Raw genomic sequence first — 26,391 nt, 5'->3', positions numbered from 1 at the left:
AGGAACAACTAACAACAAGAACAGCCACCCAAATTATAATCTGGATGGTAATAATGATATTTGGTATCTATATAATACATAGATCATTGACTTTACAACTTCCTGGGGCTAGCTGAATTATTATCTGGAAATGAAATATATAGCAGTTTCAATTTTCACAGCCTAAGAGTACAAGTGTTTGTGAGCGTGCCATACACGGTGGGTCTGGGAACAAGCGACCTCTGAGTGACGATCACCTCCGGATTTTTCGAACTCAGGATCAATGATCATCCGTGTGCTCTCGGTGTCGATAATCAGGTGATCGTCCTCGTCGAGACGCGCGGGATCTTGAATTGATACGCGAGGGTTGATGAACGAGTCAGGAAGGCACATGTAGGTCTCGACCTGTTCAGCTTTCATACATTTCTTATCGCTGCCTTTCGATTTGGATGGTTTGGACGGTTCGTCTGTTTTGTCTGGCTTGTCAGTCTCGTATCTGCTAGATCCACGACAAAGAGACCGGAGAGGAGATTTTCAAGGACGGCAGCGGCTTCGAAAGAGAGCGTATAGTAGTCGAGTTCATTGCTGGCGGCCGCTGCAAGACCCTCACTCTCAACTGCACCGAGGTCGGCAGCAGTGCAGTACGGTTCGACGTTCGCTCGATCAAATGCTTCTGCAACCATGGCATCGGGTGAACGACGAGGGACACAGAGAGTTGGATCAAGGTCGAACAGAACCGCTCGTAATGTCATTACGTCGTTTGTCACAGGCACCTATGAAGTCATTTGTGCACCCTCACCTGTGGGTCCGGCACTCACTATTCGTATAGATGTTTCACTAGAACCGGGAGAGTCAATCCACCGATTGTTGACTAAGGACAAAGCCCTGCTTTCGTTCCATTGACGGCGAAATACCTATCGAACAGACCAGTCTACAAAGCACATAGTAGCATGATATATAAATTTTCGATGTCAAACCACAATCGCGGGCTCTGGCCCCGTGGGACCTCCGTTCTCTTGGTCGCTTCATCGGTACTGACGGGAATCCATTCCTGTTGATAGAGGCCCCGTTATTCGTAGACATTTCGCTGATGTTCCACTTGCCGAACAAATAGTACCTCGGGCATCTCGCTGCGCTGCCGGTCGATGATTACGTGGTCATCTCCAACACGGAGTGAGTACCGATCAGCAGTACCGGGAGGCAGCTGGTGGATGCTTGTGCGGTCCGGTGGGCGCAGGTGTATGACTATTGAAGGCAGATTCCCCCTCACGACGACGGATAGCAATGTTCGAATGCGTAGTTAATCAAGGCTCTTATCGTGCTATCAATTGTTATGCACGAAGACGAGGAGGACTCCTGTGTGGCCTTTTCTCGAAATCTTCGATGCGTTGGCCGTGGGTTCTCCATCGATGTCATTATACTTACTGCATAGGATGAAATGAATAGTATGCAGAGAAAAACGCTTCTCGCGCTCACGCTCGTATTCATTCTCGTCCTCGCAGGGTGTACGAACGGCCCAGTGGATGGCACACCGACCCCAGAGCAGCCATCTATTCCCGACGGGCTTTCGATTCACTACATCAACACGGGGCTTGGGACCAGCACACTCATTAAGGAAGCCAACGAGACAATCCTGATCGATTCGGGCGATTGGCAGGACGATGGGGACCACGTCCTCGACTATCTCCGAGCGAACGGCATCGCCCGAATCGATCATCTGGTGTCAACCCACCCTGATTCGGATCACATCGGTGGGCAGGCAGCTGTCATCGAGTACTTCGAAGAAGAAGCCGACGGCATCGGTGCGGTGTACGATCCTGGGGTACCGGCTACCACCCGGACCTACGACCGCTACCTTGATGCGATCGAGACATACGATGTCCAACTGTACCAGACCCGAGCTGGCGATGAACTTCCGTTCGCTGGGGCCGACGTCCGCGTTCTCAGTCCGCCCGAGCCGTATCTGGCCAACGAGGAGCCGAATGAGAACAGCATCGTCTTGCAGGTCGAACACGGTCAGGCTGGCTTTCTCTTCCCAGGTGATGCGGCCGAGGCTGGCGAGGAATATCTCGTCAACGAGTATGGGAACTCGATGAACGTCTCGGCCCTGTTAGCGGGCCATCACGGAAGCAACTCCAGTTCGAGTGCCGCACTGCTCGATGCGACAACCCCGGCCGTCACGGTCATCTCTAGTCCGTATGATTCCCAATACGGTCATCCACACGAGGAAGTATTAGCCCGGCTCGCTGCCCGTGCCATCCCGACATATTGGACCGGAACGCACGGGGATATTGTGATGCACAGCAACGGATCCGCGCTCACAATCGCCACCCAACGGGAGGCACCGACGGAGTCAGCTCGGCTCCGAAAGGGCGAGCCGATCGAACCAGAGGCGAACGAGCCCGTGAAACCCCGTACAGTCATTGCGCTCTCGACAGGCAAGGCGAACTCCCCTGCTGGACCCGATAGCGGACCCGAGACCGACACTGGTCATGAAACGCTCTCGATCACAGAGATCAACGCTGATGCAGCGGGAGACGACCGGGAGAATTTGAACGACGAGTACGTTACCTTCGAGCATATGGGTGACCAACCCCTCGATCTCTCCGGCTGGACGGTCGCTGATGACGCAGGAGCGACATACACGTTCCCAGACGGCACCATGCTTGATCCCGGCGATGAACTTACACTCCACACGGGGAGGGGGTCGGATTCGGCAACCGACCTGTACTGGGGGTCGACCCAGCCGGTGTGGAACAACGCCGGTGATACCGTGATCGTACGGGATACAACTGGGACCACGGTTCTGGAGGAGGACTACTCATGACATTCGACGATGGCACGTACACAGCAGTGATAGATCGCTTCGAAGCCAACCAGGCCGTTCTGCTCGTCGAGGACGAGGACGGCGCCCCCTGTGGCGAGGTCGTCGTTGATCGGGCTGTGCTGCCGGAGGCGGGCCAGCACGTCGATGCCGTGCTCCTGATCGAGCTCGAAGCCGGTGAACTGCGTAACGCGTCGTATGAGAAGACAGAGACCGAGCGGCGCACTCATCAGGTCCGCGATCGCTTTGATCGGTTGTCCCAGCGGCTCTCGTCTGCTGACGAGAGCGACACATCTGAGTGACAGTCCTGATGCCGTTCGCCAAGCTTCGACCCAACTAGGGTTCCTCCGTAATACAACTCGGCCGAGAAGAGGAGTACCTGATGAGCGCTTCAACCTGTCTAGGTCCTGCTGTAACCGGAATCGAAAGTTCGATATAAAGACGATGAGAGGGCTTCAACCCGTCTAGGTCCTGCTGTAACGCTGTTGGCGGGGGGGTTGCGAGGAACTAGTTAAGCTTCAACCCGTCTAGGTCCTGCTGTAACCGAAATCAGTCGTTCTTGATCCGAGGCGCAACGACGCTTCAACCCGTCTAGGTCCTGCTGTAACGCGTGCTGTCCGCTACTTGACGTTGGATGAAATGGCGCTTCAACCCGTCTAGGTCCTGCTGTAACAGTGTGGATATCGTCTATTTCGTCCATGATGATGGGGCTTCAACCCGTCTAGGTCCTGCTGTAACCGGCCATCTGATCTTCACGGAGCACGATCTGAAGCCGCTTCAACCCGTCTAGGTCCTGCTGTAACCGACCTCGTTTTCTGCTTCCATCCTCATCTGTCGCTGCTTCAACCCGTCTAGGTCCTGCTGTAACGAGGAACTCCCGGGGTTCGCACTCTCGGCTCTTGGAGAGCTTCAACCCGTCTAGGTCCTGCTGTAACACCATCCGATCGACGCCGAGCACGTCGACTGGGCGCTTCAACCCGTCTAGGTCCTGCTGTAACCGCTATATATGCCTAGATCAATCCGTGCCTGCATTGTGCTTCAACCCGTCTAGGTCCTGCTGTAACGCAACGGTTTCAGCAATTCGTTCATCAGTTCTAGGGGCTTCAACCCGTCTAGGTCCTGCTGTAACGTTGCCTCTTCGACTTTATCATCCTCAAAATCGTTGCTTCAACCCGTCTAGGTCCTGCTGTAACGCGGATCATGCAAGTCATCGATCTCCTTTTCATCTCGCTTCAACCCGTCTAGGTCCTGCTGTAACTACGATAGCTCCGGAACTCCCCAAGGTGGGGCATCGCTTCAACCCGTCTAGGTCCTGCTGTAACGATTCGCGGAGCCGTCGAAAAACCGGAGCGCACGGAGGCTTCAACCCGTCTAGGTCCTGCTGTAACGATTCGCAACCGCTCCCGATCGGTGCCAGCGTGAACGCTTCAACCCGTCTAGGTCCTGCTGTAACGCCTGTTGCCCGTCGTTTTCACCGTCATTCATCTTTGCTTCAACCCGTCTAGGTCCTGCTGTAACTCCGTTCTGTTGGTGTGTTCGTATCTCCGATGTTCGCTTCAACCCGTCTAGGTCCTGCTGTAACGCAATCTTGATTGCACCGTCAACATCACCAGCGGATCGCTTCAACCCGTCTAGGTCCTGCTGTAACGACGACGGCGAAGGTCAGACGGTCGACCTTCTATCGCTTCAACCCGTCTAGGTCCTGCTGTAACTGCAACAGACACGAGCGCTGTTCCCGGTCGTTTCGCCGCTTCAACCCGTCTAGGTCCTGCTGTAACTGTGGCATAGAGATTGCGTGGAATAACCGCCACGCTGGGCTTCAACCCGTCTAGGTCCTGCTGTAACTGCTTTCCCTTCTCAACCAGGCCCTCCTCAACCACCGCTTCAACCCGTCTAGGTCCTGCTGTAACGATGTCATCACAAGGAACACGGATACCACAACGATTGCTTCAACCCGTCTAGGTCCTGCTGTAACGAGCGGTGGACGAAATCAGGTCACGATCGGCTGCTTCAACCCGTCTAGGTCCTGCTGTAACTCGCACGAGCGATAGCCGCCGCGCTTCCGCCGTTGGCTTCAACCCGTCTAGGTCCTGCTGTAACCGTGAGATTTGCGAGATCACGCACCGAGTGGAAACGCGCTTCAACCCGTCTAGGTCCTGCTGTAACTGGGGGGTTCATACCCCCACACACTCAGAAGGGGGCGCTTCAACCCGTCTAGGTCCTGCTGTAACCATCTTGGAGCAATGATAACGGCAGTCGAAGATGCTGCTTCAACCCGTCTAGGTCCTGCTGTAACCGTTCGCCAAAGAACGCCGATCGGGCGGCATGGAGCTTCAACCCGTCTAGGTCCTGCTGTAACTCGACAGCCTCGGACCTCGCCGAATCCTCGATGGGCTTCAACCCGTCTAGGTCCTGCTGTAACACAGCAACGTCCCCCCTCCCCGAGATATCCTGTGGCTGCTTCAACCCGTCTAGGTCCTGCTGTAACTGATCATGCGGAAAGTCGTCGCACGCGATTTCTATAGCTTCAACCCGTCTAGGTCCTGCTGTAACCCGACTCGCGGCGTTTGAGGACTGTCTGATTCTGCAAGCTTCAACCCGTCTAGGTCCTGCTGTAACGACACGAAAGAGTCCTCGATGAACCGCCCGAGCGCGCTTCAACCCGTCTAGGTCCTGCTGTAACCATGGCCGATATGGCGGCCATGTAGGCTCTAGTAGGGAATCTCATACAAATGTTTCCGTCGACCCTCAATGCTGGGACACCCCCGGGGGGTCGATGGAAGTTATGTGAAGCGGCTGCCTGGCTCGTCGCCGGGACCGTATGCGGTGTAGTCAACGAATCCAGCTGTTTCTGCCTCGAAGACAATCACCGAATCATCGTCTCTCAATTGAGCCTCGATGTCGTGTTTGATATCGACGAGCTGACCAGGGGTGACATCACCATAGAAGACGGACTGCTGAATGTGTTCTAGACGGGTTCGGAGGAGTTTTCGATAGATCCTGGTTCGGTCAGCTGGAACGTCATACACGATGAGCACGAACATCACCACCAGCGCTCCGTTGGGTGGTAGTCCTCTCCAGTCAACACATGTTTTTTCAAACTGTATACATCCGTTTGCACGAGAGTTTTATAGCTCACGTGTCGAGAGAGTCGTGGATGTTCGACTGTCTCATCGAGTGTTTGTTCATACTCGTCGAGGACCGTCGCTCGACCCACTTCTGTGAGAAGACATCCGTCAAGTTCTGACTCGAAATCGTCGAACGAGAGCTGTTGGCGATTAACTAACCGGAACATCACACGATCAGCCAGAATCGGTTTGAAGATGTCTGCAATATCGAGCGAGAGCGTGAACCGTCGCTCTCCGGGTTCATGCATGAATCCAACCGTCGGATCGAGTGCTGTCTTGCGGATCGCAGAGACACATGTCGTGTAAGTCATCGCATTCAAAAACGAGAGCAACGCGTTGGCCTCGTTCGATGGTGGATTGTATTCTCTTCGAGTGAGTTCGAACGGGTCACGGAGAATCACATCGAAACATCCGTAATACGCCTTTCGTGCGAGGGCTTCAACGCCACGGAGTGACTCAACACTCGATTCGGTTTGGGCTCGGTCTTTGAGAGCACTCAACTCATCAAGGACATCCGTAAACTTGTGGCCGCGTGTGTTGTAGTACCGTAAATTCGCCCGCATATTGTGAATGCTTGCTGCGATCATGTCCGTCGCAATCCCAAGACGTCGGCTTCTGTCGTCATACGTTCGCACCTGTTCAACGACTGTGTTACCGGACACGTGTGATCGCTTTGGTAAGTACGAGCCGCGGTAGTAATCGTTCCAGCCGAAGATGTGGACTGGAACACCATGCTCGTTTAGCAGTCCTAAGGCCCGCGTATTGAACGTTACCTGTCCGTGGAGGTAGAGCGAATCGAGATTTTCGATAGCCAGATACTTCGGTTCGCCATCAAGTCTGTCGATACGGAGCGTATCTTCGCTGCGACGGAGGTCTCCATCCGCAAAGATGTGGTGGTTGTTGGGCACGTGAGATCACATCCAGCAGAGATCTTGGTAGAGACACGCTTCACAGACAGGCTTCTTTTCAAGAGTAGGTGGGGTTTCCCGGTCAACGGTTCCGATAACCCCCCGGAGAACGGATTCAATGCGCTCGCGGTTTTCTGCTGTGAGCGTCACTCGTTCCCGTTTTCGTTCACGGGGATACGCGAGGACGCCTTCTCGTTCGATGTCGAGAATTTCATCGAGGTACCACAGATAATACAGGAGTTGAAGTCGTGCCGGTTCTTCGAGTTTTGATGAAACTTTGACCTCCATAATATCGCCCGAGTCAAGAACGTCGATTGCGATACGTCCATTCACTTGGAACGATCGCCGTTTATCCCGGTAGCTTGTCTCATCGACGTGGGTCCCGCGACGAATGTTTGCGGCTCCACGATCGATGTCGATACCTCGGGACATAAACCAGAGCTCCCGTTTACAAACTTCGTAATACTGTACCATGAGACCAGTTATCCGCTGTATTGGTTCTGCGTGTGGATCACGCTCGGCGGTGATATACTCCTCAAGTGGATCGTTACTATTCTCGTTCATCTCCAGCATATCGAATCCAACACATACACATCTATACTTTTAGTATATGATCACGCATAGTGTCTGAATTATTATTGCCTACCACCACTGGTTTATTGCCTTGTATATTCCCCTCATTACAAATTACTTCAATGGTACATCATCACGATCAGTTACATTACAGTTTTATATGCAAGTACCTACTACTTAGATATGGAACGAATATCAAAAAGTGAGATGACTCTCGAAAGGGTCGCTCTCCAACTAGCCGATGAGTTTCTGCCAGAGGTAACTAGGTTCACAGTGAAGGAGTATCATGAGGCAGTTGATCAGTTAGATCCGACACCTCTTACTACATTAGAAACACTTGAGATAAACGGGTACTTAATTTGTTCAAATAAAAAACCATTAGTATATGAAATAACAGAGTCGTTCGAACGTTGGATGACTGTATTCAAAACACATAGGTAGTAGTGAGTCATATACAGAGACGTTCCTAAAGCAAGATTACAGTAGGATCATAGTGATGTTGAAGTTAGGTTCTTGCTGATTATGGAGCACCTCTGTTACAGCAGGTTACTAAATAGCCATAAGATATTTATAAATCATGCGTATCATAGGAAGATATGGATGAATGTTAACTATAATATGAGTACCAATAATGTGTCTATGAGTGATGGAACGTGCGCCTGCTAATTCGCCTTCGCGCCCGCGCGGATGCCCGCTACAACACGGCCTACCACCGCGGTCTCGCGGGACGGATCTGGCGTGCACTTGATGAGCCAGAGTTTAGTGAGTTACACGATTCAGAGGAGCCATCCGGTTTGTCATTCAGCAATCCGTATCCCTTTGGTTCCATCACAGAGGGAGACCAGCTAAACGTGCTTGTGGCTTCTCCGAACGACGACATCCTTCGTTCGATCGGTGCGAATCTCATCGAGGATCGGGAGTTCAATATCAAAGAGATGCCGCTAACGGTCGAAGAGATCACCGGCGTTCACACTGATGTTGGCGAGCCGGGGACACAGGGCGTACTCGAATGTGCAACCGGACTTGTCGTTCGGATTCCCCCGTGGCAGTTCGAGGAATATGGGATCGATGCACCCAGTGACACACCGGAGTTCTGGAAACCCGAGCACTCACTCCGGCCATTAAAGCGACAGTTAGAGAACAACCTTGATCGGAAACACGGACTATTCTGTCCGGAGCACTTGCCGGGACCAAGTGATGTCGAGGGAGATCTCTTTGACGAGTATGAGCTCATCAAGACATATTCACTACCTGTGACAGTCACCGACGGCGTCGAGGAGACGTACATCCTCAGTAAGTTCCGATTCGGGTATACAGTCCGCGACGATGATCATCGCCGCCATCTGAACCTCGCTCTTGATACGGGGCTCGCTGAACGAAACAGCTTGGGATTCGGGTTCGTCAATGTCCGCGAAGACGAGCGTGTGCCACCGGGCACAACATCTGTGACGAACAAAACAGGAGGGCAGTCCCAATGAGTACGTTCGACGAGTCGGTGTTCAAGCAACACTGTTCATTCGATTCCGTAACGTCACTCCGACGCATTCAGGCGCTGTATGGGGCGATTGCGGAAGCCACTACCGAGAACACAGGAAACACGAGGGATACCGAGGAATCGATTGTAGCTGATGAGTACCAGCTCTATGTCACACCGAGTGAATTAGACGGCTTTACCACCTCAAGCGATGACGATAAGAAACTCGTTACCGTGTGTGTTGACATAACTGAGGACACACCAAAACTGGATGGAATAAATATTCGGCCTCTTCGTCCAGAAATCGTACCTAAGCTCGGCTTTTCTCGGTATCCGTGGGGGCGCGGCATCGATCATAGTATTACCCGAAGGGGAGCAAAAGGTGGCTCTGCACGGAGCACAACTGTAACCTACTGCGTCGACTGTCTGGAGCGGTGGACGAATGCGGACGGACGCGAGCCAGCCGTCGGTCAGGTTGCTGAAGAACACGATGACGGCTGGATTGTCAGGGCACTCCAAGATCTCGGAACAAGCCAAACAATCGAAGATGAGATCGAGAATGCGATCAGCCCCCAGATGGACAGCGAGGAGAAACCACGTGTCGTTGCCACTGTCGCTGTCCGTCTCGAACTGGATGCACTGGCTCATCCGCCGTCCGGAGAACCGGAAGATGGCTATTACTTCCCGGGACAGCTTGATGTGTTCAACGCCGCGATGGCAGCTCGAAAGGACGAAAAGCTCGCAGAGAAGAACACAGATGTCCCTTCACGAGGAACCGGAACGTGTCTCGTTACAGGCGACGATGAGGAAGTCTTCGGGACGGCAGAAGATCCGCTCGCGCTCTTTACAGTCCAGCACACGGAGAAATTCGCTGAGCTGAAATCCAAGCACGCGTGGCGATCTCATCCCGTCTCTTCGGATGCAGCGTTGCTCATTCAGTCGGGTGCGGCACTGATCGAACAGTGTCGGCGGACACGACGGGGACGGAGCGTCTACACGATCCCGTACTTTACGCGAATGGATACGACCCGTGCAAAGGATATCAAATACGCCATTCGAGAGACACCAGCAGAATCACAAGCAATCCTCGCTCACTTACAAAAGTTGCTCGAAGAGGACGGTGACGCTACAACCGATGACCTCCGGTTCTATCTCATCTCGCTTCGGAACGACAGCGGTGACATCAACGTCTTGCATGAGTTTCCCGATGCGACCATTCAGCCTGCGAGAAGGCTTGCGAACGCTCACCAGCGAATTCTCGACGGAAGCACGTTCGATGCTGTCGCTGGCTTTGAGCAACCAGACGGTTGGTCACCGATACGTCCCGGTACCAAACCTCGCCACGTCGTTAAGTCGATTGTCACTGGACGATACGCTGCTGGGACTGTGTCCCAAACAAGCGATGACGATCCGACGACTGATGACACCAGTGAATGGTTGACGTTCGCGCTACTGGCCGGGGAGTCCGTCCCTATTGGACGACTGCTCAGTGAGTACGTTGAGCGACTGGCACAGCAACGTCGCAATGACGAGGATGCACGGTTGTCCGAAAATCACCTCAAAGCACAGTATACACAGTTACGAGCACTCGCCTCTGTGGGACGCCTCGCCGTCCCGGATGATTATGCTGAACCTATGGAACCACGAGAATCAACCGACGTTTCGACACTGACAGATAGTCCCGAATGCCCACCAGCAGATGAGTTCCTCACTGACGATGGGAAACTCCCTGTTGATTCGTTCCGTGAATACCGCCTTAATCGATTCCTTGCGGAACGACCAGCACTGAGCGGCCCCCAACGCAGAGCGGCGTTTCTCGCCGGTGTGCTAGTCGGACAGCTTGGATATTACCAAGATACTGAGCGAGGCATGGAACGAACCGTTCTTGCACAGTACCCCGCTGAGCAGATGACCGGCAAACGAATCAAACGGTTCGTTCCTGAGCTCATACATAAGACCAACGTGTATGCGATGGATAATCAACATCGTAGCACTTCGCTCTTCCCTGAGCTCGAGGATCGTCTTCCAGAAGCGCTTAGTGATGCTGCTGAAGTTGGGTGGACCCTTCCGACCGAGGATCTTCGATTTCACTACGCTCTCGGACAGCTCTACGGGAAACGAGCCACCAACCGCGCATTCGATCTTCGAGAAGTGGTTGCTGCCGATGCAGGAATCGATCTTAAAACGAACAAAAGCAAAAACGATTGAAACTCATGACGACACCAACTAACACCGTTCAGAACCGTTCCGAAATCGTCTTTCTGATCGACGCACAGGACTGCAATCCCAACGGAAACCCGCTTGGAGAAAACCGACCACGAATCGATCCAGTCACGAGTCAGGCAGCCGTCACGGACGTCCGACTCAAACGATATCTGCGCGACCAGCTCATTGATGACGGTCACGGTGTCTTCGTCCGGAAAACAGAGGAGGGAACGAGCGGGAGTCGGGCCGCTCTCGCACTTGATGTCCTCGGCGATATTGCTAGTGTGGAGGATCTCAAAGCGATCGAAGATATCAGTGAAGCATTCCTCACGAAGGCAACCGATGTTCGGTATTTTGGTGCCACATTGAGTTTCAATAAAGATCCCGAGGATGATCTCCACAAAGCTATCAAAGAACAGTTCAATAGCGGAAACTACACTGGTCCAGTCCAATTCAGCCCGGCACGCTCGCTCAACTCGGTACAGTTGAACGAGGAGACAAACACCCTCACGAGTGTGATTTCAACTCAGGCAGGGAAAGACGTTGGAGGCTTCGATCTGGATGATCATCGCATCAAATACGGGATTTTCCCGTTCCACGGCCTCGTGAACGAACATGGTGCTAAAGATACGGGCCTGACACAGGAGGATGTCGAGCGGCTCGATACGCTCTGCTGGCGTGCGATCAAAAACCAGACGATCTCACGGAGCAAGGTTGGTCAAGAACCTCGCCTGTACGTGCGTGTGGAGTACAATCAGTCGGGCTTCCACATCGGAGATCTCCAGAACGGCATCTCACTGGACCGAGAAGCTGCTGGTGATGATAGTCGACCACTGAGTGACGACGCCATTCGAAACGTCACCGATATCTGTGTCAACGTAACGGAGTGTGTGGATCGGCTCACAGCCGCTGCTGATCGAATCGAAGTGGTACATGTGATTGGAAGTGATTATATCGACATCAGTTATAACGGCGAACGTGTGGGTAGCGCTGCGGACCTTCCGCAGTTGCTCGAAGACCACGGGCTGTCAGTCCACCGCGTCGACGTGTACGAGGAATTCGAACACACGCTTCCGACGATGAGCGACTGAATCATGGCGCACTCCGATGCATCCGTAGCGATTCGGGGAGCAACCCACATCGCATCACAGCCGCCGGTAATCAACGATGAGGGTGTTCCGTCAAAATGTCTCTCGCTGACCGTTGCTGGTGACTGGGGACACTTTCGACGTATCGATCGGACGGTCACAAAACAGACGTACCGGGTCCCGCCACGAACGACCGTTGCTGGATTGCTCGCTGGCATCGTCGGTGTCGGTCGTGATGGCTACTACGACGTGTTCGCTGAGGAGTCGTCTGCGATCGCCATTGAAGTGTGCTCGGAGCTGCGAACCGTCGCAATGCCGTCGCTCGGTCTCGGAACGAACCCGAGCGAAACGTTCGATGATGCCGGGGGAACTGGACAACGAACAGTGAAAGTTAGGTTCCCGGACAGCACCGACAACCGGCAGCTTCACGGATATCATTACCTCGTCAATCCCGTCTATCGGATCGACGTGGCCGTCGAAAATCCAGCGTTCTACGGCACGCTGCGGAACCGGCTACGAAACGGTCATTCCTACTATTCACCGACGTTGGGGCTCTCTGAGCTACTCGCTTCTGTCGAGTGGATGGGGGAACACGAACCAGATCCAATTGAGACCGATGATACTGTAGCAATCGATTCCGTACTCCCTGATGGCGTCGATGCAATCGTTCCGACAGCTGGAACATCATATTCGGTTGAACGTGTTCCAGGGTTCATGACCGTCGGTTCGAATGACCGCCATACGACGGGATTCATCAACTATGCGTTCGTCCCTGACGGATCGCCACTCCAGGTAGCACCCGACGAAATCCACCCCGTCAACGTCAACGACCGGACGGTCGTCTTTAGGTGATTCACGTGTATGACGACATCATCTCACGATTAGACGATAACAATACGGAAGAACTCCTTCGAACGCACAGCGATGACGTTGGCAGCCGAATGCCGGTGCTCAGCAGCTATTCGTCCGACGGTTCACTCGATAGCACTGTCATACTGCGGTGTGAAGGATATCTTCACGACTTCGGAAAAGTGACGCCGCACTTCCAACGCTACGTGCGATGCGCCTATGTCGAGGAGAAACAACTGACATATCACGCTCGACTGGGCGCGTTTGCCGTCTTCCATGCGTTGGAATGGATGGGGGCCTCCGAGAGGGACTGTCTTGTCGGGATGCTCGCGGTTTTGAAACATCATGGCCGACTTCCAGATGCAGCTGAACGGCTTACCAAGATCGTCAAAGCGGAGCGAAATGACGATGGTTACGTCGTTCAGCAGGTTGATGACATCGATGAGAACGCTCAAAATCGAGCGGTAGCTAATGAGTTGCTTCGAGAGGGATCGAACGGGAGTGCGTCGTGGGAGTCATTCAAAACTGCCATCGATGACGGGACACTGTTTGCCACGATCATCGAACTTGCTAGCGAGAGTGGACACCGAGAGGGAACAGAGGAGCCAGCTCCCGAACAGCTCCCTCCGAAGCTCTATGATCGGGTACTCCACCACTGGAGTGTGCTCACACTCGCGGACAAAACAAGCGCTGCTGCTATCAAGGACAGGGATCTTCGGCCGTCGCATCTTGAGCTCACGGATCTTGAAGAGCATATTCACACCCTCCGTGAAGATCTCGATGATCCACCGCCCCTCGAACCGGATACGACGACCTCGTCGCTTCCACTTGATCTGACCGACGAAACGGCCCTGAATCAGCTCCGAGAGGGCGTGCGCCGCCTCGTCAAAGACAATGCCGAACAGTTCGTGTCCTCCTCAGCGAACGTTGCGACGCTTACCCTTCCAACAGGACTCGGCAAAACGTTCACCGGAATCACAGCCGCATACACCATTCGGAATGCTCTTGATCATACTGAACTCTCTACTGAGACGCGACCAAGGGTCGTATATGCGCTTCCGTATACCTCGATTATCGAGCAGACGCGGGACATCTTCGAATCAGAAGACATCCTCAACGCTGATCCGTACGGACTCGCGTTCACCGTTCATCATTATCTCAGTGACACAGTATCATATCCGAAGATAGAGGGGGAATATGATGGCGATCAAACAGCCAACAGTGAGGGGTTCTTCGATCCAGCACTGCTCGGCGAGAGCTGGCGGTCTGGAACAACCCTCACGACGTTCGTTCAGCTCTTCGAAAGCCTTACAGCTCCAACAAATGCGAACGGATTGAAACTCCCATCACTGACAAACAGCGTGATCATCTTAGATGAGCCACAGACGTTACCGAAACAGTGGTGGGAGGCAATTCGCCGTCTGACAACACTACTCGTCGAGCGATACGACGCGAACATCATCTCGATGACGGCAACACAACCGTCACTGTTCACACACGCACCAGAAATTGAAACGATGTCTCTACTAGGCGGATCTGATTCGGATACCCCCCCTCTAGTGGACACCTGCTTCGAGGCAGTAGAACGTGTCGAGTATAATGTAGATGAGTCCGTTCACAGCTTCGAAGCTGGCAGCGACGATTTGCTCAGCATTGATGCTGCTGCCGATCGGCTCTTTGGGGCTGCTACGACGCCAATGAACCGTTCCGTTACCGAAGACGACGATGGGTCGTCCGTTCTCTCCGTGTGTAACACTGTCGCAAGCACTCAGGAGCTAACCGAAGCCGTCAACGAGCGTGCTACAACTGCTGGGCGACCGGTAGCTCGTATCGGCGAAGCGTATCAGGACGCCCTTCAGGTATGTTCTCCGCCTGTCAATGACAATGATCCGTCTCCTTCATCCCGACCGAATCCCGACGCTGTCGCAGAGCAAACGCTCTATGAGCTTGGCTTTCGTCCGCTTGATACCGACGCTTCTGTGCCGCTCGCGAAGCAACAGTGGCGGTTGCGAGCAACAACGGAGCCATCGACGCTCTACGTCGGGACCTTCACCTCACGGCTTCGGTCTCGTGATCGGCGCGCAATCGTGACGATTGCCAACGTTCTCGCCCGTGCAGGGGTTCCTTTCGTCTTCGTCTCGACTCAGGCGGTCGAGGCTGGTGTCGATATCAGCTTTGCACGCGTATATCGAGATCTCGCTCCGCTGGACAGCGTTGTGCAAGCGGCGGGACGATGCAATCGGTCGTTTGAGTGGGGCCATAGCGCTGGGCAGGTTACGGTCTGGGCGCTTGCTGGGCCTGAAGGAACGAGTCGTCCACCCGCAACGTGTGTGTACAAGCCAAAGAAGCTCCTGTCGAAAGTTGCTGCGATTCTGGGAGATCGTTGTCGTAAGCGTGATTCGGCTGCGCTTCCCGAATCCGATCTCACCCGGAGGGCCATTCCTGCGTTTTACGACTGGATCGAACGTCAAGATCTTGAAGATCGGACGTTGGTCGAACGGATCGAGTCGTGTCATGCCGAACAGCTTCAATATGCGAGTCTTATCGATGACGAATATGCGAAATACGATGTCATTGTTGCTGAAACCGCATTTGAACGCGCGCTGCTGAACACTATGGTCGATTCCTTCGCCAGCAAGGATAAACACTCTCGATATGACCTGCTTACAGCGATGGCAGACCTCCGGGTGTCGGTCCCAGTCAGTGATATCGAAACCATTCAAAGTCAGGTGCATCGAATCGATCGAAAATCATTCGACGCGGAGGGGATAAACGTTCTCGCGTGTACCGTAGTTAGTGAGCGAAGTCCTTACGACTTGGCAGCTGGCGGCTTCATTGTTACCGACGACGACGGTCTCGCTGGACGGTTCACATTCCATTAGGGTACATTCTGTCGACCCCCCGGGGGTGTCCCAGCATTGAGGGTCGACGGAAACACTTGCATGAGATCACCCACAAGAGCCTACACAGCCGCGATATCGGCCATGGTTACAGCAGGACCCTAGACGGGTTGAAGGTCGGCTCCGGCGGTGGAGTTCCACCGCCTCGCGGTTACAGCAGGACCCTAGACGGGTTGAAGGTCCAGACTCAGCCCACAAACTTCAGTCTCGGAGTTACAGCAGGACCCTAGACGGGTTGAAGCGTCCTCACAGAACGCGGTAGAGACGCGATAAACGAGTTACAGCAGGACCCTAGACGGGTTGAAGCCATCGCTTCCAGGTACCATGCTGGTTGGTGTCTCCGGGTTACAGCAGGACCCTAGACGGGTTGAAGCGCCTAACCACTCTTCCCGCCTCACCCCGACCACTCGTTACAGCAGGACCCTAGACGGGTTGAAGCCTGAGCCTCCCGTACCGCACGCGGTTCAACGACGAGTTACAGCAGGACCCTAGACGGGTTGAAGCGTGATCTCGGTGAACTAATGCACGATCCTGAGCCAGCGTTACAGCAGGACCCTAGACGGGTTGAAGCGATGTAGAAAGCGGTAGTTCCGACAGTAACGATTCTGTTACAGCAGGACCCTAGACGGGTTGAAGCACGTTCTGCAGGTCTTCAACATCGACATCCACACCGTTACAGCAGGACCCTAGACGGGTTGAAGCGATCGGTGCTCGGTAGTTCCGGGCTCAAGTCCGTGTTACAGCAGGACCCTAGACGGGTTGAAGCACCTCACGCCATCCCGCAGACGGGCTCTCTTCGACGTTACAGCAGGACCCTAGACGGGTTGAAGCGCTATCGGCTTATCGCCACTGATCCAGATCAGCAGGGTTACAGCAGGACCCTAGACGGGTTGAAGCCCGGGTCGTAAAACCGGGGGAGAAGCTTCGTCAGCGTGGTTACAGCAGGACCCTAGACGGGTTGAAGCGCGTGGCTCGTCTCGGTATGAGACCGGTGGAGATGGGTTACAGCAGGACCCTAGACGGGTTGAAGCCCCTTGCTCAGTTTCGGTCTAACAGCAGATGTGAGGTTACAGCAGGACCCTAGACGGGTTGAAGCGACTGATGAGAGAACGGTCGACGCAACGAACACGGTTACAGCAGGACCCTAGACGGGTTGAAGCGAGGAGACCCCATCCGAGGCTCTTGAACCGGGGGTGTTACAGCAGGACCCTAGACGGGTTGAAGCTCCTGCGCTTCGCCCGTTTGCTTAATGAGGAAATAGTTACAGCAGGACCCTAGACGGGTTGAAGCAAATGTGGTCCATTACCCCCACACCATGTTACCAAGTTACAGCAGGACCCTAGACGGGTTGAAGCCTGAGTCCCAAGTTGATCGTGGAGCGGTAGCTGGCGTTACAGCAGGACCCTAGACGGGTTGAAGCAGATCTTCTCGGAAGTTAGGGATATTGCACCGAGTTACAGCAGGACCCTAGACGGGTTGAAGCACCCGCTGCACCACGTTTTCGACACGATGGCAGCCGTTACAGCAGGACCCTAGACGGGTTGAAGCCGATCCAGAGACGACGTTCTACGACTCCATCACGTCGGTTACAGCAGGACCCTAGACGGGTTGAAGCAGGAATGGCAGGGGCTACGATAACTATTTCCCATAAGTTACAGCAGGACCCTAGACGGGTTGAAGCAACACTCAAGGCAACATTCCGAACGCGGTTGAGTAGGGTTACAGCAGGACCCTAGACGGGTTGAAGCTGGGTCATGATCACCAACCCGAACCGGAATTTCCGAGTTACAGCAGGACCCTAGACGGGTTGAAGCATATTGCAGCGTGGCGACGGAGAGATCGCGGTCGAGGAGTTACAGCAGGACCCTAGACGGGTTGAAGCTACCGAGAATTCCCCGCCGATCCACAACGCGAACTGTTACAGCAGGACCCTAGACGGGTTGAGGCGCCTTTAGATGATCTTGGCAGTGCTTTAGCTCGACTTCGGTACTGCTGAAGCTCAATAGACTAAGCTGAGCAGCCGGGCGACTGGGTACTGGTCACCGCTGAGCTGCCGGAATAAAAGTGCGTTCCCTCTCGGATACTGTCACCGGGGATGTTCGGATTCAGTTCGGAGCTGGCGCAACCACCGGAATCGATTGAATGGCAAACAACAGAGTTGTCGTCGGTCGGGAGGCACACCTACCCCCTGAGCAACACTGAGCTACGCGGACGTTGAGGGGCAATCTCTGGTTCATCGCCGACTACTCAACGTGTCTGTCGCTGGGTCGACCCAGAGTGAGTGCCGAAATCGGCGGCAGAGCAACTGTTTGGAGAGAGCGTGTGCTAAGCAGCTTCGACCCTACTAGGGTCCTTCTGTAACGCTATGGGCTATCGGTAATGTGGAGATCCCCATCGACGGCATACAGATACCCCTTTGAGAGCAACCGATCAAGGACGCTGTGGGCAACGGACGGCTCAAAGTCAAGCTCCGCGAGTGCGGTGACGGCCACCGCTCGTGAAAAACTGTCTGTAACAGGCTCGTAGTCGTCATACAGTCGCTCAAGCGCGGCTTGTTCGGTGCGGCCAAGCGGCGTCTGCTGGTTCCGCATACAGACATGAACGGTCCCAATCACCGAGACTGTTCGGGTCCGTGCCAGTATCGGCAACAGCGAGCTATCAAGAGAAGTTGTTCCGAACTGTCGTCTTAATCGTGCATCGCGCGTTCGTTCAGTTAGGGTCTCCTCATAAGTGAAGACTACGGAACATATCCATCGGACCGATCAGAACGACCCAGACCATCACTTCCAATTGGCCGTTCTTTTATATACCCCACTCCCCCCACTATTTCCAACTTAGCGTAGTAAGAGAGGGTTCTCAGGAAACAAAATGATATTAATGTATCATTTTGTTTCCTTCTGTATATAGTACGGATGCTGTTGTACTCAATATGTATTAAGTGTTTCCCTACTACATAGGCTATACTGGAGCACCATCAGATTTCAACGAGGAGTTGGAAATGAAGGGGGGGGAGAGGTATATAAAGAAACTCTTAGTTGGAAGAAACGGTATGGGTGGTAGGGTTAGAAGCGGTGGTTTTATGAGTTTATCCTGTGGTGTTATAGCATGGGCTATTTCGACGATGATAGCTTCCTCGATGAATACATCATAAAGGACCGGAGCGTGCTGAAACCAGAACATCAGCCTAAAAAACTCGAGGAACGAGACGATGAAATCGAAGACTACGTCAAGCTTCTTCGGCCTCTATTGAAAGGTTGGGATCTCGATAATATCTTCCTCTACGGCCATTCGGGCGTCGGCAAGACCGTTGCCACGCGCATTTTACTTCCCGATTTGCGAGAAACAGCTGAGAAACAGTCTATTGATGTTGATCTTCTTGAAATAAATTGCTCATCTGCAAACACATCATACCAATCGGCAATCGAACTCATCAATGAGGCGCGAAACCGTACATATCCACTGACAACCCTTTCTATAAATAAGCCTGAGTTGAGTAAGACAGGATATCCTACTGAACAAGTCTATGATGAACTATTTGATGATCTGAGTGAAGCTGCAGAGAATATTATCCTTATCCTCGATGAGGTGAATACACTTGGGAACAACACCGAATTGCTCTACCAACTCACTCGAGCGCAGACAATGCACAAACTCGACGCTGAGTTATGTCTTATTGGGATCAGTAACGACTTCCAGTTCCGCGATGAACTTCCTGCCAGGGTAAAGGATACACTTTGTGAAACCGAGCTTCACTTTCCAGCATACGAGCGGAACGACCTTGTTTCGATACTCTCTCGTCGTGCTGATCAAGCATTCTACGACGGCGTAACCGAACCAGGCATCATCGATCTTTGTGCGGCACTCGCCTCACGCGATCGAGGATCTGCCCGTCAGGCTATCCGTCTACTACGAAAAGCTGCTGAACTCGCTGAAAACGAAGCAGTCGAGACGGGCGAGACTGAGTGTATTAAAGAACGACATGTTCGAGCAGCTGAAGACGTGATCGAACGTAAACAGGTGACAACAGGAATTCGAAAGCTCCCAACACATCGAAAATATGTTCTTCTCGCTATCACAAATCTTGCCGCACAGAAAAAGACACCTGCTCAAACAAGAGAGATCTATGAATACTATAAAACAATAGCAAATGATTTTGGTCGAGATCCGCTTACTCGGCGTGGTGCTCACGAACATCTACTTGAAATGTGTGATAATGGCATTCTGAAGAACGTAACACCCGATCAGCGTGGTAGAGGTCGACCAAATAAATACGAACTTGATACACCACTTGAAACCGTTATTAATGCGTTAGAAAGTGAGGAAGATGACGAAATCGATGATTTAAGTAAACTGAGAGAGACTGTGCGTTGACGTGACTTTTTCAATAATAAGGTGGAAGTGGTGGGGGGATGCTGACTTAAAACTTGGAACAAATGGTTGGGGTAGAAGCTGAGGTCCGACACGCGTCAGACAGCTGTTGGAAATGAAGGGGGGCACCCATTTAAATAGTTAGAAGTAGTGGTACGGGGTGATATTGATCCGTTTAGTCTGGCATATATAACTGATGGATCGGCACATCAAAAGATACTCCCTGAAATGGCTTGAGTCGGTGGACTTGTATGCCGCAGAGGTGGCCAACGGTCGGGATTCAACTGTTGTCGAGAAAGAAGTCGATGAAGAATCAAGAAGCGACTGCATCGGCAATGAGCTGACGTGTGATCAGGTCCGTTCTATGACCTCCCCGTCCCCGAGGGCTAGCTCCTCTTCAAGCGCCTCGATGAGTGCTGTGCCTTCCTCGTGGAGTTCTTTCGCTCGCTTGAGTGAGACTGCGCCATCCTCGAGCTTGTCGATGATGGTTTCGAGGCGCTGTTGTTTCTCAGCGATCGATGCGTCCGCGGATACGTTAGTTGGTGTGTCAGTCATTGGTTGGTGGTGTCTCGATTGTACTCACGTTAGTATGATATAGCCAACGAGTAATATCACAAGCAGAAGCAAGGCAGCGAGAGCGATCTGTTGGCGATCGTGAGCGTGCGTCGTTTGGGCCTGTTCGCGCTCATGGCGCTTTTGCTGTTCAAGAACCTCATAGGCATGATCAAGTCGCTGGCTGGCGTTGTTCACCCGGTTAGACACGGTTTGGGTGTACGCTACATCGAGCCGGTTGTGCTGTTGCATGAGCTGTTCCCGGTCGCGGTGTCTCTGTCGTTTGAGGCTGCTATAGGCGTGATTCAGTGTCGTTGCCCGATCGGTGAGCACACGTGTTAGGTGCCGCTCGTAGGCCTGCTCAAGCCGTTGGTGCTGACCGGTGAGCTTATTGGTTACCGCCTGTCGGTAGGCGGTAGCAAGGTGGTCGTGTCGTCTGTCGAGTTGTTCGTGTTCGTAGCGTTTGCGGGAGGCGAGTGTCTCGTAGGTGTTGGTAAGGGTGGTTGTTAGGGCATCGAGTTCGCTCATCACGTGCTGCTCATAGCTCTGAGTCAGCCGCTGTTGCAGGGCGATGACGCGATCGTTCGCTAGCTGGGTGTAGGCCGTCGTAAGTTGCTCGTGTTGCTGGGTGAGTTGCTCAGTCAGTGTCACATAGCGTGGTACGATTTGGCCGACCTCCGTGGGGGTCATCACGCGCTGGTCGGCGACATCCTCAGCAAGCGTACGATCAGCCTCATGGCCCACGCCGACAGCGATCGGGGTCTGCGTATTGTGGACCACACGACAGAGCGCGGTATCGTTGAACACGCGGAGATGGGTGTCAGACCCGCCCCCGCGTGTCAAGACGATCACATCGACCCGCGCGTCCGTATCGAGGGTGCCGATCGCTTGCATCATCGATGGCCCCGCGCTCTCACCCTGAACGGTCGTGTCCTGAACGATGATTGCCACACCGGGATGGCGGCGGTGGATGCTCGTCACCGCATCGTCACGGGCGTCGCTCGTTGCACTGGTGACAAGACCAACACAGGAGGGATAGTCTGGCAGGGGTTGTTTCGTGGCGTCCTCAAGGAGTCCGTCGTCGGCGAGCAGTTGCTTATTGGCCTCGTAAGTCTGTTGGTAGGTGCCCTCCCCGACGGTGACGGCGTCCTCGACCATGATCGAACAGTAGTTGTCGACGGTGTAAAACGAGAGCTCGCCAGTGACAGCAACTTGCACTCCGTCCTCGAGCTCTGTGGGAATGTCCTCCCGGCGGAAGTGGAGGATCACACAGTGGAGCTGACAGCCCTCGTGGACGAGATCGAAGTGCACGTGGTCGTTCGATGAAATGCCGTAGTTGGTAACCTCCCCGATCACGTACTCATAGCGGTGGAGCTCGCTGGCCGCTTCGAGCACTGTCTCGATCTCGGTGGCAACCGTATCGACGAACGCGATCTGGTCGCTCTCAAGTGTGTCCTGCAAGGATGTCAGTTCCTCGGTGGCCTGCGTCTCTGTCGGCGACTCGACACCCATTGATTCCACATGTAACGGCGATGTGTGAAAAATCTATGGGACCGGTCACCCGCGAGCAGTGTGGTGGTTGCTCTGTCGAATCCTTGTGAGATAGGGATGGGTGGCTATTGTGCCGGTGGCTTCGCGTGTACGTCGCCAAGGGCATCCCTCAATGAGACAACTGTGTTCATGTGTTTGTGAACACGTGACTCCGTGTGAACACACGTCACGAGAGCAGTCTGCCCTCCTGTTCCCATGTGTTACATGGTGTTAAATGAGTCCACTACCAATGTGGGAAATGGTTAAGGCAGCAGCGTGTCTACCGTCGTGTATGTCAGATGCGAATCGCGACGACAGTGGGAAGTATACGGCTCGGGTGTCCGATGAGGCAATCCTCACGGCACTTGAACAGGCCCCTGGTCACGTCGGAACGGCTGCCGAACTCGCGGCGGAACTGCCAATCGGTCGCCGTGCGGTGCGTGAGCGGTTGCTCGCGCTCCAAGAGCAGGGGACTGTCGACCGAAAGAAAGTCGGGGGACGGGCCGTCGTCTGGTGGGTGAGCGACGCCGGAGAGGACGAAGTGACCGCGATCCCGGCTGATGATCCGCTGTTTTCGGCTCCAACGTTCACTCTTGAAGAGCCGATTGACGAGGAGGCGATCGATGATGTGCTGTACGGTGAGGTTAACAGCTAAATGAGTCGGGCAGGAGCAACAGCGTTGTTTCTCGACACGGGTGCATTGTTCGCGCGGTTTGTCGATAACGCCCCCCGTCATGAGCGAGCCCGAGCGGTGTTCGATGCGATTCAAACGGGCGAGCTCGCGTACCGGCCCCTCTACACCTCGACATATGTTCTCGATGAACTCACCACGCTGATTCGGCGCAAACACACCCATGAGCGAGCGTCGGCCACGTTAGATCGGCTTCGACAGTCCGACTCACTGACGCTCATCCATCCGAGTGAAGCGGACTTTGAGGCTGCCTGTGTACAGTTTGCCCGCTACGACGATCATGCCATCTCGTTCACCGATCACATGACTGGTGTTCTTGCCATCGATCGGGACATTGAACATATTTTCGCGTTTGACGGGGATTTTCGCACCCTTGGATTGACGCTCGTCCCTGCTGACACTGGTGACGTGTGAGTGGTGTATTGAGACGGGTTGGTGAGCGATCAAGCGTGTTGAGAGCACATCGATCGGGACAGTGGACACGCTGCTCGCCGAGCTCGGCCACGTGTCTGTAGTCGGCTGAGAGGGCGCTGTTGACCGCCGTAAGGGGCCGTCGCTGTCTCAGAACGTCCAGTGTCCTCTTGGGCAGTCGGCGGTTGGCCTCTGGGTAGCTGGTGCTTTAGCTCGTCGACGGTGCGGCCGGTACCGGTAGCTCAGGAGCTACCGGTGCCACCAGTGATGTCCACTCGGCGGCGACTCGGAGTACTAGACTGGAGTCCGGTGGTACTCTGATTGCCGTGTGCCAGCCAGAGATGTCGGTCACAGGTGATGTCTCGGTCCCGAGCACCGATCGGTCGGCCTCGTAGTTGTCAGCCAGCACCCTTACCAGTGCATGGAAGGTCGCACCCTCAGCCGGTCGTGGTGCGTAGACACCCAGGGGGCCCACCGTGGGTTCATGAGCTCGTCGTTGCCGGTCAGTTCCCCGAGCAGGCTCGCGGTTTTTCTCGTGCAAACCGGTGTGTGTTCGAGGCCCCAGCGGAGTGCCCAGTTTCACTACCCCACACCCCTATGCAGTGTTGGATCCATGCTGGTATGCGGATTTCATCGGAAACACGGTGTGATACTCGGTGAGGTATCCCGCCGTCGGTGCCGGCTGGCTGTCCGGGCGCTCGAGGCCTGCCACCGAGATCCAAACTGGACGCGGGATCGATCGGACAGAGGGACCGATGGTCGTCACAGAGCAATCCGCTGCTGGGCCAGTGTTCTCGCCAAGTGATCGGACCTGAGGCCCGACTGACTGGGGCTGTCCTGTGAGCAGTGAGTGCTGTCCAGCACCGCCGTCGTCGTCAATTGCCCCCGATGCTCTTAGCGGTTCAGTCCTGGCCACTACTGGGAGATCCATCCCAGAATGCGGCATGCTTCGCTGGTAGGGCGCGCTAGCGCCAGTGACACATCACTCGATCGCTGGCCGGCCACTCTGGCAGTGGCCGGCTGATACTGACACACCCCCTAGTGGGTGTCTCTCAGCCACCCTGCTGATCATAGTCAGATATCTAATGTATTAATTACTCTATGGGAAATATCCACGCTCGAAAACCAACGGCTTTGCCCCCCCTCTATATCAGTTGGTTTTTCGGGGGACCCTAGACCAAAACCGGTTTCCTATGTCGATTGACCCTAGACCGACTCCGTCTACTCATCGTGACATCATGGGGGACCCTAGACCAACTGTCCCGTACCGTGATTCACTGATAAATATTTAGGAAATTTAACGAGAATATGGCCGACCCTAGACCAAGACCCTAGACTACCCGTGCCGTATGGTTATTGTTGAATAAATAATAACAATATAAAAGTATTTACGTGAACTTGTCTGATTGAGGTTTGCTGGCCGATATTGAGTCCTCTGTACCGACAGACGAATCGTTCCCTCTTCGCACCGTGTAACGTCTCAGTCGCTAAGGGAGGATAGGCGTACATGGACTCACCCGCGCGGTGATTCCTACCCCCCATCGATCGAGTACTCGAACCATCTCCACGATCGAGCCAATCTCACGATTGAGATTGGTTGATGGGTCCACCCCTGTATAACGCACGATGACAGTGACCCTTCTACCTCACCATCAATGATCCTCCTGAATCACCGATTCGATAGACAGGTATCTAATATATTCCTGTACCGATATATTATATCTATGCTCGAAAATCAACGGCTTTGCCCCCCTCTATGTCAGTTGGTTTTTCGGGGGGAACCTTGACGAACCGACTGCCGTCTATCGATTCGACCCTTGACCACGACCCTTGACTCACCGCGCCGTCTCGCGATTATTGGATAGCTGCTTTCAATTGGTGGGAAATAACAAATATATTTTATATGGGTGGTCACTCCCGTACTGCCGACCCGGGACCGGACGAACGGCGTTCCTGTGACCAGCACGTGGCAGTTCGTGTGCTGCTAGGTGCACGTCAGTTCTTATAGCGACGTACTACTACTGTGTAGATCGCCGCCTGTGACCGTACAGCCCGCCAGCGTTGAAGGTCCAAACGGACGAGTGCGACAGTCCCGTGAGTGACGTCGTCAGTGCGGCGCTCGAACTCGAAGGACAGCGCCAGCGTTGGACGTTCATCGACTGGGGTGATGAACGCAGCCAGCGAGTCGGTGAGTTCCTCGAGACCGAGCGCGTCGTTGAGACGATCTGTAAAGATCGCGAGCGCCGCTCATGCCCGAGGGCGAACCAGTCCTCCGATCGAGACAGTTCTGATTGTGAGGCCGGTTGGATGGTTCTCTATGAGCATACAACGCACGGGTGCCTTCGCTGTTCTATCGACGAATGGGTGTCTCGAACGTCGTCGTCTTGGTTCTCTTCGTCGATCGTGCCTTGCGGTCGGTTCGTCTACGTATCGCTTCTCTTTCCGTATGGACAGAGCCAAGGTGTGCTGAGGATGGGACCCTAGGAGAGCAAGGAGTCCGACCTCGGAACGAGATGGGGACTGTCTACATACGCAGTTAGCGGTTGCGGTGCAGACCACTATGCCCTCTGATTGCCGTCCCGCTGAGCGGCATCACAAGGTATTCTAGAGGTGTACCCCACCACTGGCCGTGTAACTTCACTCACCGTCGACGGTGTCTCTGGGCACTCAACACAATGGACGGATATTAAACATATTTCTGTGACTGAATAGTATTTCCCTATTCGAAAACCAACGGCTTTGCCCCCCCTCTATATCAGTTGGTTTTTGGGGGGGAACCCTGACCGGATCCCGTCCCGTCTGGCGATGAATCCCTGACCAGGCGTTCTCAGAGATGCCCTCCTTTCGGGCGATCCCTGACCACCCTCGCTGTATGGTGTTTCTTGGATTTATACATCAGAAATAAACTACG

The 26,391-nt window shown here is 54.0% G+C and carries 20 protein-coding genes and 2 CRISPR repeat arrays; of the genes, 12 read left to right on the top strand and 8 right to left on the bottom strand.

What is annotated here, in order from left to right; genetic code table 11:
• Positions 1 to 395: 395 nt before the first annotated feature.
• Positions 396 to 662, bottom strand: a complete 267-nt coding sequence (locus tag MW046_RS19265; RefSeq protein WP_247995940.1) for a hypothetical protein — start codon at positions 660 to 662, stop codon at positions 396 to 398.
• A gap of 764 nt (positions 663 to 1,426) precedes the next feature.
• Here MW046_RS19265 and MW046_RS19260 point away from each other — a divergent pair.
• Both MW046_RS19260 and MW046_RS19255 read left to right on the top strand, forming a co-directional pair.
• Positions 1,427 to 2,806, top strand: a complete 1,380-nt coding sequence (locus MW046_RS19260) for a lamin tail domain-containing protein (RefSeq protein ID WP_247995939.1) — start codon at positions 1,427 to 1,429, stop codon at positions 2,804 to 2,806.
• Entirely contained in the window at positions 2,803 to 3,105 is a 303-nt protein-coding gene (locus MW046_RS19255; RefSeq protein WP_247995938.1) for a DUF3006 domain-containing protein, read from the top strand. The genes MW046_RS19260 and MW046_RS19255 overlap by 4 nt, the downstream gene beginning before the upstream one ends.
• A gap of 86 nt (positions 3,106 to 3,191) precedes the next feature.
• A CRISPR array of direct repeats spans positions 3,192 to 5,486; the repeat unit is 29 nt; unit sequence GCTTCAACCCGTCTAGGTCCTGCTGTAAC.
• A gap of 100 nt (positions 5,487 to 5,586) precedes the next feature.
• Here the strand turns inward: MW046_RS19255 and cas2 are convergent.
• From cas2 to cas4, 3 genes are read right to left on the bottom strand one after another with little or no spacing between them, the layout of a single operon-like run.
• Entirely contained in the window at positions 5,587 to 5,847 is a 261-nt protein-coding gene (cas2, locus tag MW046_RS19250) for a CRISPR-associated endonuclease Cas2 (RefSeq protein WP_124957101.1), read from the bottom strand.
• Positions 5,847 to 6,839, bottom strand: a complete 993-nt coding sequence (gene cas1b, locus MW046_RS19245) for a type I-B CRISPR-associated endonuclease Cas1b (protein ID WP_247995937.1) — start codon at positions 6,837 to 6,839, stop codon at positions 5,847 to 5,849. Before cas1b ends, cas2 begins: the two co-directional genes overlap by 1 nt.
• A gap of 6 nt (positions 6,840 to 6,845) precedes the next feature.
• A complete protein-coding gene (cas4, locus tag MW046_RS19240) occupies positions 6,846 to 7,403 on the bottom strand; it encodes a CRISPR-associated protein Cas4 (protein ID WP_247995936.1) in 558 nt (185 codons plus the stop codon).
• A 662-nt stretch (positions 7,404 to 8,065) separates the two neighbouring features.
• On the opposite strand from cas4, the gene cas6 reads away from it, so the two are divergent.
• Genes cas6 through MW046_RS19215 form a run of 5 tightly spaced genes read left to right on the top strand, consistent with a single transcriptional unit; the run spans position 8,066 to position 15,910 of the window.
• A complete protein-coding gene (cas6, locus tag MW046_RS19235; protein WP_247995935.1) occupies positions 8,066 to 8,890 on the top strand; it encodes a CRISPR-associated endoribonuclease Cas6 in 825 nt (274 codons plus the stop codon).
• Positions 8,887 to 11,094: a TM1802 family CRISPR-associated protein gene (locus MW046_RS19230; protein ID WP_247995934.1), complete on the top strand. Its 2,208-nt coding sequence runs from the start codon at positions 8,887 to 8,889 to the stop codon at positions 11,092 to 11,094. Before cas6 ends, MW046_RS19230 begins: the two co-directional genes overlap by 4 nt.
• Before the next feature lie 5 nt (positions 11,095 to 11,099).
• Positions 11,100 to 12,182: a type I-B CRISPR-associated protein Cas7/Csh2 gene (gene cas7b, locus MW046_RS19225; RefSeq protein ID WP_247995933.1), complete on the top strand. Its 1,083-nt coding sequence runs from the start codon at positions 11,100 to 11,102 to the stop codon at positions 12,180 to 12,182.
• A 3-nt stretch (positions 12,183 to 12,185) separates the two neighbouring features.
• Entirely contained in the window at positions 12,186 to 13,031 is an 846-nt protein-coding gene (cas5b, locus tag MW046_RS19220) for a type I-B CRISPR-associated protein Cas5b (protein WP_247995932.1), read from the top strand.
• Positions 13,028 to 15,910, top strand: a complete 2,883-nt coding sequence (locus tag MW046_RS19215; protein WP_247995931.1) for a CRISPR-associated endonuclease Cas3'' — start codon at positions 13,028 to 13,030, stop codon at positions 15,908 to 15,910. The genes cas5b and MW046_RS19215 overlap by 4 nt, the downstream gene beginning before the upstream one ends.
• A gap of 105 nt (positions 15,911 to 16,015) precedes the next feature.
• Positions 16,016 to 17,875: direct repeats of the CRISPR family, unit length 30 nt; unit sequence GTTACAGCAGGACCCTAGACGGGTTGAAGC.
• A 416-nt stretch (positions 17,876 to 18,291) separates the two neighbouring features.
• Here the strand turns inward: MW046_RS19215 and MW046_RS19210 are convergent.
• Positions 18,292 to 18,519 (bottom strand): hypothetical protein, encoded by a 228-nt coding sequence (locus MW046_RS19210; protein WP_247995930.1) that lies wholly within the window; start codon positions 18,517 to 18,519, stop codon positions 18,292 to 18,294.
• A 514-nt stretch (positions 18,520 to 19,033) separates the two neighbouring features.
• On the opposite strand from MW046_RS19210, the gene MW046_RS19205 reads away from it, so the two are divergent.
• The gene (locus tag MW046_RS19205; RefSeq protein WP_247995929.1) at positions 19,034 to 20,299 is read left to right on the top strand and encodes a Cdc6/Cdc18 family protein; all 1,266 of its coding nucleotides are present in this window, start codon (positions 19,034 to 19,036) and stop codon (positions 20,297 to 20,299) included.
• A 348-nt stretch (positions 20,300 to 20,647) separates the two neighbouring features.
• On the opposite strand, the gene xseB is transcribed toward MW046_RS19205, so the two are convergent.
• Positions 20,648 to 20,851 carry an exodeoxyribonuclease VII small subunit gene (xseB, locus tag MW046_RS19200; protein ID WP_247995928.1) on the bottom strand — a complete coding sequence of 68 codons (204 nt, stop codon included), beginning with the start codon at positions 20,849 to 20,851 and terminating at the stop codon, positions 20,648 to 20,650.
• Between the two features lie 24 nt (positions 20,852 to 20,875).
• Entirely contained in the window at positions 20,876 to 22,360 is a 1,485-nt protein-coding gene (gene xseA / locus MW046_RS19195) for an exodeoxyribonuclease VII large subunit (protein ID WP_247995927.1), read from the bottom strand.
• 310 nt (positions 22,361 to 22,670) lie between these two features.
• Between xseA and MW046_RS19190 the strand changes: the two genes are divergently transcribed.
• On the top strand, positions 22,671 to 23,033 hold the full coding sequence (locus MW046_RS19190) for a helix-turn-helix domain-containing protein (RefSeq protein WP_124955240.1): 363 nt from the start codon (positions 22,671 to 22,673) through the stop codon (positions 23,031 to 23,033).
• Positions 23,034 to 23,483 (top strand): type II toxin-antitoxin system VapC family toxin, encoded by a 450-nt coding sequence (locus tag MW046_RS19185; protein ID WP_247995926.1) that lies wholly within the window; start codon positions 23,034 to 23,036, stop codon positions 23,481 to 23,483. It abuts the gene before it with no gap.
• Between the two features lie 205 nt (positions 23,484 to 23,688).
• Here MW046_RS19185 and MW046_RS19180 read toward each other — a convergent pair whose 3' ends face one another.
• Positions 23,689 to 23,955, bottom strand: coding sequence for a hypothetical protein (locus MW046_RS19180; protein WP_247995925.1), 267 nt, complete (start codon positions 23,953 to 23,955; stop codon positions 23,689 to 23,691).
• Between the two features lie 181 nt (positions 23,956 to 24,136).
• Between MW046_RS19180 and MW046_RS19175 the strand changes: the two genes are divergently transcribed.
• Both MW046_RS19175 and MW046_RS19170 read left to right on the top strand, forming a co-directional pair.
• Positions 24,137 to 24,295 carry a hypothetical protein gene (locus MW046_RS19175; protein ID WP_247995924.1) on the top strand — a complete coding sequence of 53 codons (159 nt, stop codon included), beginning with the start codon at positions 24,137 to 24,139 and terminating at the stop codon, positions 24,293 to 24,295.
• Positions 24,296 to 25,574: 1,279 nt separating this feature from the next.
• On the top strand, positions 25,575 to 25,964 hold the full coding sequence (locus MW046_RS19170) for a hypothetical protein (protein ID WP_247995923.1): 390 nt from the start codon (positions 25,575 to 25,577) through the stop codon (positions 25,962 to 25,964).
• Positions 25,965 to 26,391 lie beyond the last annotated feature (427 nt).

Origin of the sequence: Halocatena salina, from assembly GCF_023115355.1 — an archaeon.
Taxonomy (GTDB): Archaea; Halobacteriota; Halobacteria; order Halobacteriales; family Haloarculaceae; genus Halocatena; species Halocatena salina.
Note: the sequence above shows the minus strand (reverse complement) of the source record. Positions and strands in the feature narration are given on the sequence as shown.